Origin of the sequence: Lysinibacillus sp. FSL M8-0216, assembly GCF_038595555.1 — a bacterium.
GTDB lineage: Bacteria > Bacillota > Bacilli > Bacillales_A > Planococcaceae > Lysinibacillus > Lysinibacillus fusiformis.
The window spans coordinates 2,451,215-2,468,336 of sequence record NZ_CP152007.1 but is presented as its reverse complement, the minus strand read 5'-3'; the positions used below and the strand labels follow the sequence as shown (position 1 = coordinate 2,468,336).

Sequence of the window (17,122 nt, the reverse complement as noted above, 5' to 3'; positions counted from 1 at the left end):
AAATCCCGAAACGATCCATCTCTCCTTTATAGAAGAAATAAAAAGCAAACTCTTTAGCCTGATTTAATGAGTATCTTGAGTTAATATGTCTAGTATGATTTACTGTCATTTTTAATCCTCCATTCAATGGTCTGAATAATTTCTAACAGATAGTATTACTGGTTACAAATTGCTCATTTCGTTTGCCGATTACATCAGGTGCATTTTGAAATACAGTCGATTTTTCTTCGTCTGTACCAGTTGCTTTCGTTTGATCTTCGAACCCCGCATAAGGTAACTACTAGTGTGGTTTTGTTTAATATCTCAAAATCAATTAAATCTGATGTATGATTTAAAGTATCAATTTCTACCTCTGCCATTACTTTAATGGCATTCGTATTTACTCCATGCGCTTCTATGCCTGCACTTTTAACTGTCCATTTTGTAGGTATTAATTTATTTGCCTATCCTTTAGCAACCTGACTACTGTATGAGTTCCAGTACACAAGAAGTAAAGTGTGTGTGTCATAATATAGTTCCCTATTTAATAGTTTTAAAGTATTTTTTCTGCCAACGTAAGGCAACCCATACAAGTCCTATGAGTACAGGTACTTCTACAAGTGGACCAATAACAGCAGCGAATGCTACTCCACTATGCAGGCCAAACACCCCAACTGACACAGCAATCGCTAGTTCAAAGTTGTTACTTGCAGCTGTAAAAGAAAGAGCTGCTGTGACAGGATAAGATGCACCTGCTTTACGAGAAGAGAAGAATGAAACAGCAAACATCACCACAAAGTAAATAAATAATGGGATCGCAATTCGGACCACATCAAGTGGTAGTTCAACTAATTGCTCACCTTTTAAAGCAAACATCATCACAATCGTGAACAACAGTGCAATTAGAGTCAGTGGTGAAATCTTCGGTAAGAACTTTTCCTCATACCATTGTTTACCTTTGGCTTTAATCCCTATCCAACGTGTGAGAAATCCTGCAGCAAAAGGTATACCTAAGAAAATAAGTACGCTCTTTGTAATTTCCCACATTGAAATGGATACATGGAAATTCTCTAAACCAAACCAACCCGGTAATACATTTAAGAAAAAGTATGCAAAGATCGAATACGTCACGATTTGAAAGATGGAGTTAAAGGCAACTAACCCAGCTACATATTCCCTGTCCCCACGCGCTAAATCATTCCACACAATCACCATGGCAATACATCGAGCTAAACCGATCATAATGAGCCCAGCCATGTATTCAGGATAATCGTGCAGAAAGATGATAGCTAAAAAGAACATTAAGAACGGACCGAGTAACCAGTTTTGAAAAAGGGATAGCAAAAGCACTTTCCAATCCTTAAACACTCGCCACATTTCTTCATACTTTACTTTCGCTAATGGTGGGTACATCATAACAATTAACCCTATAGCAATCGGTATGGACGTTGTGCCAATAGACATGGACTCTAATGCTTCACCAATATTGGGCATCGAAATACTTAATAAGACGCCTATTCCCATTGCAACAAATATCCAAAGTGTAAGGTAACGATCTAGAAAAGAAAGTTGTTTGGTTAAAGACTCATTACTCATTATCAGTTCCCCCTACATGGCAGCAATCTGTCCCACAGTTGCACCAATTTAAAGGTTGAATTTGTTCTAAAACACCCTCCATCAGTGGTGTTTGATCCTCTACTAAACGGTAATGTTTCCAAGTCCCTACTTTTCGTTCCGTAATAATGCCTGCCTCCTTCAATTTTCGTAGATGTTGACTAACTGCTGGTTGCGATATTCCTAGCACATCCACAAAATCACATACACATACCTCCCCATTTTTCATGCATGCAAGTAATTTAATACGATTTAAATCAGCTGCTGCTTTTAGTTGTTTTTCAATTAGTGTGTTTTCCATTTATCTGCACTCCTTATATAATCATTTGCTTATATATTGATTTAAATAAATCACCTCGTTAAAGAAAGGTGATTTGATACATATATAACTATATGCTTATATTATGATTTAATGTTTTGAATTGCAACAGATATTTACCCAATTTGAAAATTTCTTTTTCAACCATTTAGATTTCCCCTTTACACCCTTGAATTACCGAAATATCCCATATTAATTATTCCATTAAACTGCACCGTTAGTAAAAAAGCGTCTTCACTTGTTGTAAGTTAAAGGGGAAAGTTTCACAAATAATAAAAAATAGATTATACTGGACTAAATAACATATTCAAAAAGGAGCATTTCCTATGACCGAGAATAATCAAACTGAAGTACCCCAAAAAAAGATCAGCCTGCAAGAGGCAGTGAAACAGCAGCTTGAAAACAAAAAGAACCGTTCCTCTGCTAATCAAGGAAAAATGAATCACGACCTTTCAACAAAAAAAATGAAAAGCCAGCAAACGAAAAAAACAAGCAATACCCGTAGAAAAATGGGTGTCTAATATACGGACAATATCGGAAAGACATATAACAGGAAAAGCTGTTAATATTGTTAAAAAAGGTTGGAAAAAGGGACAATTACCAGAGATATCATTTAAGATATTTTTAACAAATCAGGCACCCTTCCCCACGGTATTAAAGTTAGGCTAACAGATGGACAGGTTGGACGCATACAGGAAATCCACTCTAAATAAAAGAAGTGAAAAAGCATTCAAGGGTAAACTGTTCCCTGTATGCTTTTTCACTTCTTTAATTCTTTTCATTTTATAACTGATGTAGCTATATACCACGGTAGTTTAAGTGCAACACCTCACAAACTCTTCACTATAACCATTTTCGTAAAATAGGTTACTCCATTAATTGGCCCTTTTGTTGAATAAATAACTTTAATAATTTTTATGATTTTATTGTTACTTAACACATTCACCTCATTTCTACAATGAAACTAACTATCGACGTTGAATTGATATGGTGCATTTCCCTGTTTTTCAACCAAAGAAGTTAAAATTTGTCTTATGAGTTTTTATAATGTAAATATATTTCGACTTCAGAAAATTCTTTAATACATTAGATAATTAAAATATTATACCTATTGAATTTTAATAATTTCACTTAATTGGAATATACCTTTTTTTATTTCATCGAGTGAAGCATACCCATAAGAGATTCGTATAAACTGCTACAGGTTTTTTATGACTAAGACAATATAGCTTTTACGAACGATGAGACAATGTACTTATAGAACTCTTCCTCGGTGACGAATTGAGACTGATATTGCTGGTGAATCAGCTCGCTCATCTGAAAGCCGTAGCACGTCGAGAGAAAAGACATGGCGGCAAGACGCGCATCCTGACTTGGTATGATTTTTTTCTTCTGCAGTCGTTCAAAATATTCCACCAGCAAAGAGTGCAGCTTCACCGGCGGCTCAGCCAGCACTCTGTCTAATTCAGGAAATATTCCTTTTTCGCGTATGCCAATCAAAATAATATCCGTATTTTTATGGAAAAACAAGCGGTACTGCTGGCTTACATTCAGCAGATCAACTTCCGGATTATCGGTCGCTTCCTCCATTAGAAGCTTCTCAAATTGCGGGATATCCGAATGCCTTTCAATGATGGCTTCCAGTATGCCTTGCTTGCTTCCAAAATTCCGGAAAATTGTAGATTCATTGACTGTAGCTTCCGCTGCAATGGCTTTAGTGCTTACTCCCCGATAGCCATTCTTTTTTATGAGCCGTGTCGCGGCTTCGATAATTCTGTCTGAAGTATGCATTGTATTACTCCTTTTGCATATGTTAAATCTTATTATACAACAAGTTATTCATACACAATAGGTTCGGGGGTTCATCATCTTCGTAAACGTTTATTTAAGGTAAATCACTTCTTCTTTCCCAGCGACTTGCTTCCGTAATCTTGACATTATCAGGCACCAATTGCGTGAGCGTTCCTAATTTATCGAACGTAATCCGGATTCGGTCAGAGGGCAACAGCCATTGCTCGGTCTCGATTGCGCAGCAATCCGGTATCGTCCCCATTCCTATAATCGTGCCCGGGAGCGGCGTGAAAACTTTGAGAACCTCCTCCATCACCTTCGCAGGGTGCGCGGAATACTCGGATGTGCTTCCCTTCCAGTGCAGTCTCTCTCCGATTCGTACATCCACATCCAGTGCCAGCGGGTTATCGATTTCATCCGGTGTAACCAGAAATGGTCCTATTCCTTTGCTGTTATCAAAATCTTTGCACCGCGTTGGTCCGGTCAACGCCTGAAAATCTGGCCACTGCACATCGCGAGCAGTACTGTCGTTAAAAATTACATAACCAGCAATACAGTTCCCCTTCCCTGTAACAAAGGCCAGCTCCGGTTCGATATCCAGATAAGAAGAATACGAAGGCCAATGGATTGTAGCCCCATCTCCAATCAATGCATTATGGTTACATTTGTAATAACTGAAGGTTACTTTATTCGGTTCTTGCTGGAATTTTTCCGCAATTTTTTGTATAAACTCTTCTCTTTCCGCTCCTGTGTATTCTCTTTGCAGCAGATTTACGCCAGCGTTTTTCAGATGTCTTGGCGTCAGCCCGAAATCAATAAGCGCAGCCGGTTTCAAAATAGGTGGCAGCAATTTTACTGCTGTAATTGGACAGATTTCATTTTCATTGAATTGATGCAGCTGTCTAACAGCGTATTGCATCAGCTCCTTAGCGGCAGTATGGCTTGCCGGCAAATGTTGTAGATAGCTGTCCATACTTTGTAGACTGTCAACGAATGTCCCCTGCTTTTTCATGATTGCGGCAAAAGACACGACAAATTCCTCGTTAATGACAAGCCCAAAAAAATATTCCTTCGAAGTTTCAGTGTGATAGGTTACCAGTTTCATCTTTGTAGCGCCTCCATCCATGTAGTGTGATGTTGTTCAGTTATTAGCATATTACATTGAGTAAATGCACGCAAGTGCTCGCTTGCTTTTTATTTTCCATTCTCTATAATAAAGATGTAGTCAGTGTGACTAACTCAAAAAAACATATATGCAAAGGAGAATTGTTATGCAGTATAGAAGTATTATCCAAAAACCTCGGGTTAAATTTTTTGAAGTCGCAGATGGCGTCTTTGCTGGTATTTCGCCGTATCGTGGCATTAGTTGGGCCAATGCTGGGTTTATCAACAAAGGTGAAGGCTTGGTGTATGACACGTTCTTTGATCTGTTCCATGCGCAAGAAATGCGAGATGCTTTTAAGGAAGTAAGCAATGGCGGCTCTCCCGCCTATGTAGTGAACTCGCACTATAACAGCGACCATACCTGGGGGAACAAAGTGTTTGAAGAAGCCTGCATTATTATGCACAAGGAAGCGGCCAGGGAGCGTCTTACTGAAAATATTGGCTGGATGGATAACGTCATCAAAAGAGGGAAGAATTCTCCGGAATCGACTCAGGGAGAGCAGTTCTTTGCAGCGGAATTTGAAGGCTTCGACCTGGAGGGCGTAGAATGGGTGCACCCGAATATTGAGATAAAGGACGATATCAACATACGGCTTGGCGATACGGAAGTTATGATTTACAATGTAGCTCCGGCCCACTCTGACAGTGACTTGCTGTTGTGGATGCCAAAAGAAAAAGTGCTGTTCGCTGGCGATGTCGTGTTTAACGGCTGTACGGCATATAGTGAAGAAGGAACCCTCAACTGGATAAAAGTACTTGATCGCATTATTGATGACATTAAACCTGAAATCGTTGTTCCAGGACATGGTGCCATATGTGGCCTGGACTTCGTGAAGGAACAGAGAGACTACCTCTTGAACTTGATAAGCGAGTTCAACAAACATTACAATGACGAGATTGATTCCTTGTCCCTGACTAAGGAAATCGATATTTCTCGCTTCCTTCATTGGATTCAGCCAGAACGTTTGTATGTTACGGTGGATATTCTCTTAAAAAGTAAACGCGGGTTGCCATCCCTTCCAAATTGGAACGAGGTTCCTACAAAACTGGAAGACATGAAAGCTTTTTTATCCGGGAAATATGGCGATCGAATCAAGCCATGGGACCCTATGAGCGTGTGGCAAGAATAGAGTATGCATCCTCCTAAATACGTATGAATATCCATCAGAATAATTTGTGGCTTTAGTAGAAAACTTAATTAGAAAATCTCATAAATCCCATATTCCATGATAAATTAAAAGACTCTCTTCTGAAAATTAGTTCACCAAAAGAGAGTCTTATTAAGCAATATCTAAGTTGTTCAACAATTGCGCCTGATTGTTGAATAACAAGTTAATGAAAACTCTTCAACTAATGTTGGTTTGAATTAAAGTTTGATCAAAAACTCTTCACAGACCGACGTTTTACGTTAAATTTATAGAACTGTTTTGAAATAAAGATTGATCAAAATGGTTCTTAGTTTGTGGAACACTTCACATTTCTTTGTAAAAAAGTTTGATCAAAATAAGAGAATATTGATTTAATAACATTCCCTTACATGAATTTTTGAAAAAAAATATCGTATCTTTTTTACAAACGGTACAACTTTTTTATAAACAGTACGACTTTGTTTCAAATCTACATAATTGTTGGTTTGGAATAAAGATTGATTAAAAAACTTCCTCAATCCTTATCTAATAGCAACTTCAAAAACTCCATTTTGAAAAAAGATTGATCAAAATGGAGTTACTCTTTTTAGATCGATTTATATTGGATATACCCTTCCTTGGTCACCGACGAATACTACACTTAATTTTTGTAATTTATAGAATTTTTTTGAATTTTATACTAAAATTTATTATAGCTACTAAAAAATTTTAGAAAGGGTGTTAAAATGCGAGGTATAACTTTCGAGATTAAAAATGAATATGGCAAGTTTTTATCTGATATTTTATCAAATATAATTAATTCTTCTTGGTATTGGTCAGTAGGTCCTGGAGAGTCTTACAAAAAAGAAAAAGGAACACTAGGTTCAGAATTATTTCCCCCCAGTGTTATTTTAAATGGTCAATCATTCTTAGAATATATATCAACTGATGAATATTATTTAATATTTACTGACCTAAAAGCTTTTCCAAATATTGAAGAGGTAGTGGAAATTAAAAGTTATGAAGAATTTTTAAAAAGCACTTGTGAACTTGCACTTCTAATTATAGACTCATGCTATGTATCAATTTTTTCAAAAGATGAGTCAACTATTCATAAACTTTTCGAACGTGCAACAAATTCTCATTACACTAATATTAAATATATCACTAATGAAAATGATACACATACCAGTTTGACAGTATGGGGTTAAGTGAATGAAATCTAAACTATCCCCATTGTAAAGGACATTTTTAAAAAAGCTAGGCAACTTGTTGAAGCTACTGTCTGTACTTTGCAGGCGGCAGCTTTTTCAAATGCCATTGCTCTCAAATATAACGCTTAATTTCTTGTTTGACTTCTTCTAATGTTTCACATTTCTCGATATTTGTTTCGTCTTTAAAATGTTCAAAAATGATTCTTGTGGCGCATTGTCCCAACAGTTTCCTGCGCTTGACATGGATTGCCCTAATCCCCTTTTCATCACAAGTTTCTGGAATTGTGGATTGGTATAATGGAATCCTTATTCCGAATGAATAAAGGAATCTTCTGTTAAATGGTTTTATACCAATTAATTCAACATCTAAACCAGCATGCTCCTCTTGGTAACTTCCCTTTTTTCATTTTCGGCAATAAAATGCCGTTTAAATTCGTCAGTATAGGTGATCGCTTTCTCACTAACCGTTTGTACATTTGGGTTACAGTTTAGCTGTTGTTCTTGTTCTTTTTTTAAAAATATCTTTTGGTCATTTCACTCAACTCCAACTTCTTTTTTCTCATTATAAACAAAAGTACCCTATAAGATAGACTTTTTTCAAAGTGTCTATCTTATAGGGTACAGTTTAATCACATCATAGTTATTTTATTTTAAAATTGGGCTGGGTAAGCACCTGACCTTGGAATAAGATTACTCCAATTCCAATAATGAATATGTGGGAAATTATGTAAAGCCTCTCCACTATGGAAATAATCAATATCTTGTTTTGCCTTACCACTTTCATCAAAATAACGTCTTTGTTTTATTTGACCACTTGAGATTAAATCCATAGACGAATATTTAGTTGAAGAAGTAGGGAGGCTACTTCCACCCTGAGTTGAATGGCTCGTAGTTTTCCCACCTACTGACATTGCCCCACTAAAACTAGAAATAGGTGAACCTTGATATGGGTTTTGTAATGTTGGTTTTGCTGAACTCGCATATGGTATATCAACTTCAGGTTCCATTTCTTCAGAATCTATGTTCTCGGAATCCGTAACTTCAGGATCGGTAATTTCTGGATTTTCAATAGAAGTGTCTTATAAAGCTATCTGGGCATTTGCAACGGGTAATAAAAGAGCTAATGTAAACACAGAAGTTAAAAAACTACAAAAAGTATTTTTTACAATTTTATTCATAATATTCCTCCTTTTAGAAATATTTTAACTTCTTTTCATATATTTGTAAATATTTTTCAAAAATGGTTGTGTATGTATCATTGAATACTAAAGGATTATCAACATGTTTAAGTTGTAGCTTTGTAATATAGTTTGATGAATATATCTCTCAGACCAGCATCTTTCTATAAATAAAAGAGGCTCCATTTTGAAAAAAATTGATCAAAATGGAGTCTTAATTTGTAATACTAAGTTTGATTTTTATAAAAAAGATTGATTATTTTCTTCCTATGTTATCCAACAAATGCGCCCGATTGTTGGATAACTTTATCTACTAGATGTCCAAATTCTATACATATCTTTACCGTCTACCTCAATCTTATCTCGATGCATTTTAACATTTACATTTGTGTATCCTGCCCATTGTGGTATTAGTTCCGTTAAACAATCAATTACCTTTACATCAGGAGTTGCATAACCGATAGTTTCTTTTCTCAAAAAGCCGTTGGAGAAATCTTGATATAATGAATCCGTCCATTCATAAACTTCAAACTGAGAGTCAAAAATCCGTTCATCTTCTTGATATTGTCCGTTAACCCAGTATACTTCCATAATAATATCTCCTCTCTCTCCTAGTGAATGTAGCGTTCAATAACACTAATAAAGACACTTACCTAGTATTCCGTTTTTATTGTATTTGCTAAAATATTTACATTAATTTTTTATATTGTTTATAAAAGCTTCGTATTATAAAGAACAAAAGTATCACCAAAAGAATAAGGACTACTGTACGACTTGTTTGGTTAGGTTCACCAAATATAAGCTCTATTACATCTGCAAGCGTGAAAGGAATCCCTCCCCATTCTAACAATGTCGGTAAGAAAAAAATCCAGTCATCAAGCCTAAAATCAAATGAAATAAATAACTTTTTTTGGTCAAACAAACAACCTCCTTATTCTTTTAAGCTCTAAAAAAACCAAATTTTTATACTTGGTTCGATTCCTTCTATAAAATTTTTAAAATTTACAATATATTGTAATTTATTGTAGATACTTCTTCTACAATCTGGCCCGTTTTGTTCCTGCATATCAAAATGGATCTTAAGGAAAAATACTCCTCAGCAATTTTTTAACCTTTGTCAAGATATAGTCACAACCATTTGAGTTGTTCCCACTTTATGAATAAATTTAATAAATATTGGACAAATCTACATTAACGATAATGAGCATTATTTTTTACGATAAATTATAGGAATCATTCGATTATGTAGTGAATTTGTTTGATTGGCAAGATTTATATTGCATATACTGTTTAGGGTAACTCCAATTCCACTAGTATTGCCGCTTCTTCCATCATCTGATAAATTGAGCTGTGATTAAACGAACTTGTTCGTAGTCCGTTGACATTAAAAATGTTGGTGCGTGTCCATACTTTTAGCTCCGACGATACATATCACTTAGTCTTCTTATTAATGTATGGGATACCCTATTCAATGTGAATTGCTAATGCTTTTTCATTTTGGAGCCATCCCCCAGTAGAATTTGATTTGGATTTCCCCTTATACCTGTCACATCAAAAACGGCTCTCGCTTCAATAATCAGGAAATCTTAGTAAAAGATGTTTACAAACACCTTAAATATAGCTATACTTACAAAGTAAACATAAAATTCTTAAGGAGGTCGAATGAAATGATCCGTATCGTTAAATTGATGTCATTATTAGCCACAACTAAAGTAAAAATGAAAATCACACATTCGACCAGTTCGGAATGGATCGCTTAAGTTTTTTGTAATTTAGCATACCCATACCGCAGGGAGAAGTGTGCCCCTGCGGTATTTTTGTGCCTTTTTTCACCGTAGGGGGAGTCTCCCTACGGTTTTTTCATTTTTCATGGTAATTTAAGGAGGTGATCATAAATGATATTAAACTTTTTTGCTCTCACGATAACTATTACAAAACGTGAGAACTCTCTTGAGAAAGCACTTCATAATGAAAATGTGAAAAAAATCTTTGAAGAGAACCGAAGAAAAGTAGAAAATTATATTCGTCTTCGTCAATATTAATTTTCTTCATTAAAAAACATGAAAGGTGGGAATTGAAATGATTTATATGATCAAAAGACGTCATGCAGTTTTATGGCTGGAGAAAGACACAACCACCAGATGAAGTAATATAAAAAGACAATATTATTTAATTTTATAATTTCCGTGAAACTAACCCGTTCTAATCTAGGACGGGTTGCTTCATGAGGTATTTTGCACTTTTTAAGCGATATGTTACACATAGAACTTGATGTAGTTTTAAAAAAATACTAAACTTAATTCCATTAGTCTGCCCTATCGGCTCCATGTTGTTTATTACTATTTCATTTGTAATAAACAAATTTTCCACATAGTAATTGCTATGCTATTAAAAGATTTATTCGAAAAAATCGAACACTTTTTATTCAATAACGAAGTCAATCGTCATAACTATCAGCTATCTTTATCTGAATAAAACGTCACTGCTGCTACCGTAGTCATATGGATTGACCAGAATTCTTCTGCAATGGTTTTATTGGATTAATTGTTAAACTTCCTTCAATAGGTTTTTTGCTAACACTTTGGATAAGGGTGTTCAGTGATTCTCTCCTTGAACACTGATAGCATTTATTCCCTTTCTGCGCACATAAACTCCATCGACTACAATTTCAACCAGGATTAGGATTACCTGACGAACTTATCCTACGAGCTTCTATTCGCTAGTTTTTTAATATGAGGCCCTACTACTTGGTAGAAGGTGACTGGCAGCCATAAGAGTATGCAAGACATAGAAAACCGCACTTTTCTAGGATAGGTTTACTCATCGGACTGGCGTCAACCGTAAGGATAGGATGCCCATTTTCATATGCCTTTTTTGCTCGAATTGCTAAAAGCGCTGTATAGTAACCTTTTCCTCGAGACAACGGTAGCGTTGAACCTCCCCATAAGCTAGCAAAGGAGGAGTTTTTCTCTAAGTACATCCAAGCAGCACTTACAAGCTGACCATCTTCATAAATTCCATAAAGGTATAGGGATTCAGGATCATTCTGTTTATCTCTCCAAAGTCTTTCTCCCAGCTCAGCATGCGGTACATTCCAGATGGCATCTTCTAGAACAATAATGTCTTGAATGCCTTGTTCATCCGTTATTTCCTTTAAGTCGAAGTGTTGATCATTGTTAAGCAAGGGGTGCTGATTATCTAACTTCATGACCATTAGTGCTTCAGGATCATCTATTGTGAATCCTTCTTGTTTAAGAATATCTTTCAAACTATCAGGCTTGTCGTAGCTATATACTTTCCACTCAAAATCCTGCTCAAAGTTACTAAAATAGTTTAACTCGTTCTTAATAATTTCTCTTACATTGCCTTCGTTTACATTAGATGAGACAATGAACCCATTTTCACCAAACTGTGAAATGTGGCGCACGACATGCCCCGTTTCCTCTCTTATGTAACCTTTTACTTGAGCTTCTTGTCGAAGTTCTTTGTGGAATAGTGATATTAATTCATTTTTATCCATGGGCAACCCTCCAGTATTTATTAATTTTTTTCTATTGAATCATCTTATTCCATTAATTAATCTATTGATTAGTACCAATTATTTCAGAAATAGACGTTCAACTTAATCTTTTTTATCCGTAAAAAAGACAACTTTTCCTTGTTCTACGCTCATCCCTTAAAATAGATTTACCCCGTTAATTATGTTAGCGATTTTCATCATATACCGCCTCCTTCTAATGATAATTATATAAATTTTATCAGATTTTTCCCAAATATACACTAATAACTAATAAATCACTGTTTTCATACACTATAAAATCCCCCTCAAAAAAAGAAAAAGCGCAATTCTTGCTACAGAATCGAGCCCGTTTGCTTAATGAAGGTTTTGTAAAAAAATAGTAAGAAAGTCAAAAAGTTTGCAACGTCTATAGTCCGTGATTACTCACGTCATGACTTTGCAAACTTAATGGATGATGGTTCTTGAACCATACTTTAAGCTTATTTTGTAATACGTGTACCTGCTTTTCCATTTAATGCAGCTACTGCTTGATCGATTGAACAAATGATTGACTCTTTCCCTAATTTTGCAAATTCTATAGCAGCTTGCATTTTTGGTAACATACTACCTGCCGGGAATTGTCCTTCTGCAACATACTGTTCAGCTTCAGCTACGGTAATGTGGCTTAGCTTTTGCTCATTTTCTTTACCGAAATTAATATAGACATTTGGTACATCTGTTAGCATCATGAAAACTTCCGCATTCACTTGTTGTGCTAGCTTTAATCCTGACCGGTCTTTGTCAATGACTGCTTCAATACCATGTAATTGACCACTGTCTTCACGATATACAGGTATACCGCCACCACCAGAAGAAATAACAATCGTTTCATCAATTAAACGTTTAATTTCATCTATTCCGTGAATCACTTTTGGTTCTGGTGAAGGGACAACGCGTCTATATCCCCGCCCTGCATCTTCTGCCATAGTAAAGCCTTGTTCTTCTAAACGATGTGCTTCTTCTTCCGAGAAAAATACACCGATTGGTTTAGTCGGATTTTTAAAAGCTTGATCATCCCTGTCCACTTCAACCATCGTTAGCAATGTAACCACATTTGTAGCAATGCCACGTTCTTTCATATGGTTTTTTAAAGCTGTTTCCATCATATAACCTATGAAACCTTGTGATTCTGCGTTACAAACATAAATTGGTAGTGGTTCGACTACATTTTTTGCAGCTTCATTTTGGGCAATGATATTCCCCACTTGCGGACCATTACCATGTGTAATGACGATATTATGACCCGCTTCTCGAATTTCTACCATATGGCCTGTTGCCGACACTACATTTTTGAATTGATTATCATAAGTTGCTTCTTGTTTTGGCTGTAAAATGGCATTACCACCTAAAGCAATAACTACACTTTTTCCCATTTCTTTCACTCCTTAGTTAATGACAAGTAGATGCCATATAACGTATCCATTCCAGAAGATGATCCTACTTCTATAAGCCTGTTCATGCTTTCTAAAGATGGATCATGTTGCAATGCTGTAATCTTCGAACTAAATACACCGTCTATAGCACAGGTTAAGAAACGCTTACTGACAATGGTTGTTAAAGGTTCCTTGATAAGTGCTTTTAGTGTTTCTAGATGCTTATGTTCGATAAAATTTTTAATAAAATGTCCGTACAATATGCCGACTAGTATATCATCACCTGTTGGCGTTAAACCATGTCCACGCCCAATAAAATAACGGAATGTCTTGTCAAGATTTTGCGTTGGATCTTGTAATCGATTAATCAAGGATAATACACGTGCTCGTTCAAAATCTGATGATTCATAGGATGTAAAGGAAATGTATTGAAAATTTTCTTTCAATTTATTTATATTTGCATGTTCAAAATCCATATCTAACGGTATTATTTTTACATTAAACACCATTTGGAAGCGATTATGAAAAAGACGATTATTGCGAAACATTAATGTATCGCCTACCTTAATATTGGTCTTTACAGTTTGTCGCGTTTGAGGATCAAGTAAGATCCCAAACGGAAATGTCCCATTTTCATCTGTACCAACAAATATCAATTCGCCATCTTGATCAACCATATTTAAACCTTTTTCAAACATACTGTGCACGGTAAAGGTTTTTTCATCATTCAATAATTGAAGTGCGATTGAACCAACCGCACTTGCTTGTAAAATCATCCTTTAAATCCTAGCTTTTGAGCATATGCTGTGATAGCTTTCTCAAAACATTCGATTGGCGGATGTACTGTACCGGCACCAATTTGTCCGTACCCAGCAATTTTATGGGCAATACCAGTGTTGATAACTGGTGTGATCCCTGTTTCAACAACTTTCCGTGCATCGATACCTAAACATGCGCCTTTAAAGTCCCAAGTTGGGATGACAAAGTTCGGGTTTTCGCTAATACAGATCTCTGTCATTTGATTACTTGTTTCAAGTGCATCATTAAATCCACCCGAACCAACAAAGCGTGTTACTGCAGGTGCTGCAATCATCGCCATACCTCCGACACCGATTGTTTCTGTAATCGCTGAATCACCGATATCTGTGTTTGCATCTTCTGCTGAGTAACCAGTGAAATATAATCCTTGCGGGGTATTCACAGGACCAGTAAACCATTCGTCTCCCATACCAGCAATACGGATACCAAAGTTTTCACCGTTTCGGCACATTGCGGTAACGACTGTACCGTGTTCGATTGTACGTGCAGCATCCATCATCGCTTTGCCAGTTGCCATAGCAATATTTAAGAAAAATTGGTCTGTGTCAGCTAAGAATTGGATTACTTCTGTACGTTGATCTTTTTCAACGTCATCTAATGAAGAAATGATTGGAGATAGTTCTTTTAAAAAGGCAAGTGAAGCTGCAATATTACGCTGGTGGAACTCATCACCCATTGCAATAGCTTTAGCAATCAATACGTTGACGTTCAAGCCTCCATCAAGTGTTTTTAGGGCTTTACTTAATACGGGACCTAATACATCTTTCATCCAGTGTAAACGATTGATGACTTGCTCATTATAAGCGCCGAAGCGTAATACGGCACCAATCCCTTCGTTCATTTGACAATACGCTTCGTTACCACTCTCCTTGTTAATAACAACAAGGACTGGCATGTTAGGTGAAGTAATACCACCCATTGGTCCAACTGCATTTACATGGTGACATGGAATGAATTTGATTTGGTTGTTTTCAAGTAATTCCCGTGCATTCTTTTCGTCTTCTGCCCATCCTTCAAAAAGGATTGCGCCAACACAGGAACCTTGCATAGGATCTGTCATGTTTTCATATTTAATTGGAGGTCCAGCATGTAATAACACGTACTCTTCTAATTCAGGAATCACAGATTTAGCAGGTACAACGTCCGTTAAAAATGGTGCCGCTGCTATGATCTTCTGGATAACGGCTTCGTTCGCTTCATTTATTGTTTTGTATCCCATTAGATTGTACCTCCTTCATAATAGTTTAAGAATTGAAGTACTTTCATTAACTTCTCATCGCCACCAGCAATTGGGCGCCAGTTAAATTGAACACACTCTGAGCCACTGTTTTGAACAGCTTCCGTAAAGCTTTTTAGCCCAATATTGATAACGCTTGGTTTCATATTGATAAAGGACATAATTTTCTCATCCACTACTAAGCTTTCTTCTGTATAGTTAAATTTTTGTACATCAGTAATTGGTTGTTCCACTTTACCGCCTACAAGTTGGATAGCTGTGCGGACCATTTGATCGTTTGTCTTACAAATAATTGCACCACTCTCTTTTAAAATGGCAATTTGTTTATCGTACCCTTGAATGTCCTGTGCTGTACCTACAACCGTTGCAAGCACTGCAAGTTGACGACCTTGTTGACGTGCACTATCCAAAATACGTTTGATTGTTGGTGCTAGTTCACTAGCCATATCTTCATGACCACCGTTACCGATCACGTTATCAATCATAATGACTGCAGTTGCAGGGTCGTTCATAGATTTTTCAAGCATTTCGATACGTTTTTCAGGGTCAATCATTGGATGTGGTTTACCTTTTGTATAAACATCATCACCTAAATCAATGATTTCATGAGTGTTTGTTTTTAAAACATAGCTTTCGCTTTTCTCTTCAGTCATTGTATCTTTAAAAGCATCTCTCACTAGCATAGCCGCCTCAGATGCCAAAGTACCGCCAGAATAATAACCTTTAATACCAACTTGTGATTCTTTTAATACAACGTTTACATCGGCTGTTGTTGGTTCAAAATTCGGTTTGTCACCATTTGATAATTGGACAGCTACAACTGCTGCTTCTTCAAGTGTGTAAGCATGATAGATATTCTCTTCTTGATACGAAGGTTTGTCGCCTAAAAATAGCGTAACAACTGGTTTATCAATATTTCTTAATAAATTTAATACTTTGCGTTGTACTTCCTCTGCAGGTGGTTTGGATATCACTGTAATTACTTTTACTTTCGGATCTTGATTTAACGCTTTGATGCTATCTAACATCGTGATGGCACCAACTTCCGTCGATAAATCACGTCCACCTGTACCAAGAGCGTTTGTAACACCTTTACCAAAACGGTCAATAATTGTTGTTACTTCTTGGATCCCTGTACCTGATGCCCCAACAATACCGATATCACCTTCGTTTACGTTATTGGTAAAAGCAAGAGGGACGCCGTGAATAAGTGCCGTACCACAGTCTGGACCCATCACTAATAAACCTTTTTCATGCGCTTTTTGTTTTAGTTTCACTTCGTCTTCTTTTGAAACATTGTCACTAAACATGAACACATGTAAACCTTCGTTCAATGCGTTTTCCGCTTCCATTGCAGCATATTGACCAGGAATTGAAATTAATGCTAAATTTGGATTGTTCGCAAGCTCCATTGCACGTTTCCAGTTATGAGCTTCTTGACCTTTAGACGTATTTTGTGAATCTGAATCACCTTTTAAAGCGATCTCTACTTCTTCTTTCACTTCGTCTACTTTTTCTTCTTGATCTGTATCTACAACGATGACGATATCATTTGGCTTTGCTTTTTCTAATTCATCCGTGCCTAAGCCAGAAGATTTAAAAATGTCTTTGTTCGCTGGTGTTCCCATCATGATCGAAACTTTGTTTACACCATCAATTGCAGACAACTTGTTGGATAAAAGCATTAACACGATGGAGTCTTTATAAGTGTTTTCTTTTATAATTGTGTATAACATGATGATCCTCCA

The 17,122-nt window shown here is 36.4% G+C and carries 16 protein-coding genes and 2 pseudogenes; 4 read left to right on the top strand and 14 right to left on the bottom strand.

The features are described from left to right. Window positions 1–142: 142 nt before the first annotated feature. From MKX57_RS12080 to MKX57_RS12070, 3 genes and pseudogenes are all read right to left on the bottom strand, one after another. Window positions 143–508, bottom strand: a pseudogene (locus MKX57_RS12080) (arsenate reductase). A gap of 11 nt (window positions 509–519) precedes the next feature. After that, entirely contained in the window at window positions 520–1,575 is a 1,056-nt protein-coding gene (gene arsB, locus MKX57_RS12075; RefSeq protein ID WP_008177518.1) for an ACR3 family arsenite efflux transporter, read from the bottom strand. After that, window positions 1,568–1,894: a metalloregulator ArsR/SmtB family transcription factor gene (locus MKX57_RS12070; RefSeq protein WP_008177521.1), complete on the bottom strand. Its 327-nt coding sequence runs from the start codon at window positions 1,892–1,894 to the stop codon at window positions 1,568–1,570. The genes arsB and MKX57_RS12070 overlap by 8 nt, the downstream gene beginning before the upstream one ends. Before the next feature lie 344 nt (window positions 1,895–2,238). On the opposite strand from MKX57_RS12070, the gene MKX57_RS12065 reads away from it, so the two are divergent. Beyond that, on the top strand, window positions 2,239–2,433 hold the full coding sequence (locus MKX57_RS12065) for a hypothetical protein (RefSeq protein ID WP_008177524.1): 195 nt from the start codon (window positions 2,239–2,241) through the stop codon (window positions 2,431–2,433). 694 nt (window positions 2,434–3,127) lie between these two features. On the opposite strand, the gene MKX57_RS12060 is transcribed toward MKX57_RS12065, so the two are convergent. Then, a complete protein-coding gene (locus tag MKX57_RS12060; protein WP_008177528.1) occupies window positions 3,128–3,703 on the bottom strand; it encodes a TetR/AcrR family transcriptional regulator in 576 nt (191 codons plus the stop codon). Between the two features lie 94 nt (window positions 3,704–3,797). Further along, window positions 3,798–4,808 (bottom strand): fumarylacetoacetate hydrolase family protein, encoded by a 1,011-nt coding sequence (locus tag MKX57_RS12055; RefSeq protein WP_043990342.1) that lies wholly within the window; start codon window positions 4,806–4,808, stop codon window positions 3,798–3,800. Window positions 4,809–4,974: 166 nt separating this feature from the next. On the opposite strand from MKX57_RS12055, the gene MKX57_RS12050 reads away from it, so the two are divergent. Both MKX57_RS12050 and MKX57_RS12045 read left to right on the top strand, forming a co-directional pair. After that, window positions 4,975–5,997, top strand: a complete 1,023-nt coding sequence (locus MKX57_RS12050; protein ID WP_043990343.1) for an MBL fold metallo-hydrolase — start codon at window positions 4,975–4,977, stop codon at window positions 5,995–5,997. 743 nt (window positions 5,998–6,740) lie between these two features. Then, the gene (locus MKX57_RS12045; protein WP_342550304.1) at window positions 6,741–7,205 is read left to right on the top strand and encodes a DUF2691 family protein; all 465 of its coding nucleotides are present in this window, start codon (window positions 6,741–6,743) and stop codon (window positions 7,203–7,205) included. Between the two features lie 118 nt (window positions 7,206–7,323). Here the strand turns inward: MKX57_RS12045 and MKX57_RS12040 are convergent. The 4 genes and pseudogenes from MKX57_RS12040 to MKX57_RS12025 form a co-directional block, all read right to left on the bottom strand. Beyond that, window positions 7,324–7,547, bottom strand: a pseudogene (locus MKX57_RS12040) (IS3 family transposase); the annotation flags it as partial. A gap of 311 nt (window positions 7,548–7,858) precedes the next feature. After that, on the bottom strand, window positions 7,859–8,215 hold the full coding sequence (locus tag MKX57_RS12035; RefSeq protein WP_342550303.1) for a hypothetical protein: 357 nt from the start codon (window positions 8,213–8,215) through the stop codon (window positions 7,859–7,861). Window positions 8,216–8,692: 477 nt separating this feature from the next. Continuing rightward, window positions 8,693–8,977, bottom strand: coding sequence for a hypothetical protein (locus tag MKX57_RS12030; protein WP_342550302.1), 285 nt, complete (start codon window positions 8,975–8,977; stop codon window positions 8,693–8,695). Window positions 8,978–9,074: 97 nt separating this feature from the next. Next, complete coding sequence (locus MKX57_RS12025; protein WP_342550301.1) at window positions 9,075–9,308, bottom strand: hypothetical protein; 234 nt, start codon at window positions 9,306–9,308, stop codon at window positions 9,075–9,077. Window positions 9,309–10,281: 973 nt separating this feature from the next. Between MKX57_RS12025 and MKX57_RS12020 the strand changes: the two genes are divergently transcribed. Further along, entirely contained in the window at window positions 10,282–10,428 is a 147-nt protein-coding gene (locus MKX57_RS12020; RefSeq protein ID WP_342550300.1) for a YrzI family small protein, read from the top strand. 701 nt (window positions 10,429–11,129) lie between these two features. On the opposite strand, the gene MKX57_RS12015 is transcribed toward MKX57_RS12020, so the two are convergent. From MKX57_RS12015 to MKX57_RS11995, 5 genes are all read right to left on the bottom strand, one after another. Continuing rightward, complete coding sequence (locus MKX57_RS12015) at window positions 11,130–11,906, bottom strand: GNAT family N-acetyltransferase (protein ID WP_171364864.1); 777 nt, start codon at window positions 11,904–11,906, stop codon at window positions 11,130–11,132. Window positions 11,907–12,385: 479 nt separating this feature from the next. Next, the gene (arcC, locus tag MKX57_RS12010) at window positions 12,386–13,318 is read right to left on the bottom strand and encodes a carbamate kinase (RefSeq protein WP_089986517.1); all 933 of its coding nucleotides are present in this window, start codon (window positions 13,316–13,318) and stop codon (window positions 12,386–12,388) included. A 5-nt stretch (window positions 13,319–13,323) separates the two neighbouring features. Beyond that, on the bottom strand, window positions 13,324–14,094 hold the full coding sequence (locus tag MKX57_RS12005; RefSeq protein WP_008177542.1) for a DUF2877 domain-containing protein: 771 nt from the start codon (window positions 14,092–14,094) through the stop codon (window positions 13,324–13,326). Further along, window positions 14,091–15,356 (bottom strand): DUF1116 domain-containing protein, encoded by a 1,266-nt coding sequence (locus MKX57_RS12000; RefSeq protein ID WP_090001485.1) that lies wholly within the window; start codon window positions 15,354–15,356, stop codon window positions 14,091–14,093. Before MKX57_RS12000 ends, MKX57_RS12005 begins: the two co-directional genes overlap by 4 nt. Further along, complete coding sequence (locus MKX57_RS11995) at window positions 15,356–17,110, bottom strand: acyl-CoA synthetase FdrA (RefSeq protein WP_089986520.1); 1,755 nt, start codon at window positions 17,108–17,110, stop codon at window positions 15,356–15,358. Before MKX57_RS11995 ends, MKX57_RS12000 begins: the two co-directional genes overlap by 1 nt. Window positions 17,111–17,122 lie beyond the last annotated feature (12 nt).

What these genes read in the sequence shown, in the direction of transcription:
- arsB (WP_008177518.1), bottom strand. Translation starts at nt 1,575, where the DNA reads ATGAGTAATGAGTCTTTAACCAAACAACTTTCTTTTCTAGATCGTTAC.
- MKX57_RS12070 (WP_008177521.1), bottom strand. Translation starts at nt 1,894, where the DNA reads ATGGAAAACACACTAATTGAAAAACAACTAAAAGCAGCAGCTGATTTA.
- MKX57_RS12065 (WP_008177524.1), top strand. Translation starts at nt 2,239, where the DNA reads ATGACCGAGAATAATCAAACTGAAGTACCCCAAAAAAAGATCAGCCTG.
- MKX57_RS12060 (WP_008177528.1), bottom strand. Translation starts at nt 3,703, where the DNA reads ATGCATACTTCAGACAGAATTATCGAAGCCGCGACACGGCTCATAAAA.
- MKX57_RS12055 (WP_043990342.1), bottom strand. Translation starts at nt 4,808, where the DNA reads ATGAAACTGGTAACCTATCACACTGAAACTTCGAAGGAATATTTTTTT.
- MKX57_RS12050 (WP_043990343.1), top strand. Translation starts at nt 4,975, where the DNA reads ATGCAGTATAGAAGTATTATCCAAAAACCTCGGGTTAAATTTTTTGAA.
- MKX57_RS12045 (WP_342550304.1), top strand. Translation starts at nt 6,741, where the DNA reads ATGCGAGGTATAACTTTCGAGATTAAAAATGAATATGGCAAGTTTTTA.
- MKX57_RS12035 (WP_342550303.1), bottom strand. Translation starts at nt 8,215, where the DNA reads ATGGAACCTGAAGTTGATATACCATATGCGAGTTCAGCAAAACCAACA.
- MKX57_RS12030 (WP_342550302.1), bottom strand. Translation starts at nt 8,977, where the DNA reads ATGGAAGTATACTGGGTTAACGGACAATATCAAGAAGATGAACGGATT.
- MKX57_RS12020 (WP_342550300.1), top strand. Translation starts at nt 10,282, where the DNA reads ATGATATTAAACTTTTTTGCTCTCACGATAACTATTACAAAACGTGAG.
- MKX57_RS12015 (WP_171364864.1), bottom strand. Translation starts at nt 11,906, where the DNA reads ATGGATAAAAATGAATTAATATCACTATTCCACAAAGAACTTCGACAA.
- arcC (WP_089986517.1), bottom strand. Translation starts at nt 13,318, where the DNA reads ATGGGAAAAAGTGTAGTTATTGCTTTAGGTGGTAATGCCATTTTACAG.
- MKX57_RS12005 (WP_008177542.1), bottom strand. Translation starts at nt 14,094, where the DNA reads ATGATTTTACAAGCAAGTGCGGTTGGTTCAATCGCACTTCAATTATTG.
- MKX57_RS12000 (WP_090001485.1), bottom strand. Translation starts at nt 15,356, where the DNA reads ATGGGATACAAAACAATAAATGAAGCGAACGAAGCCGTTATCCAGAAG.
- MKX57_RS11995 (WP_089986520.1), bottom strand. Translation starts at nt 17,110, where the DNA reads ATGTTATACACAATTATAAAAGAAAACACTTATAAAGACTCCATCGTG.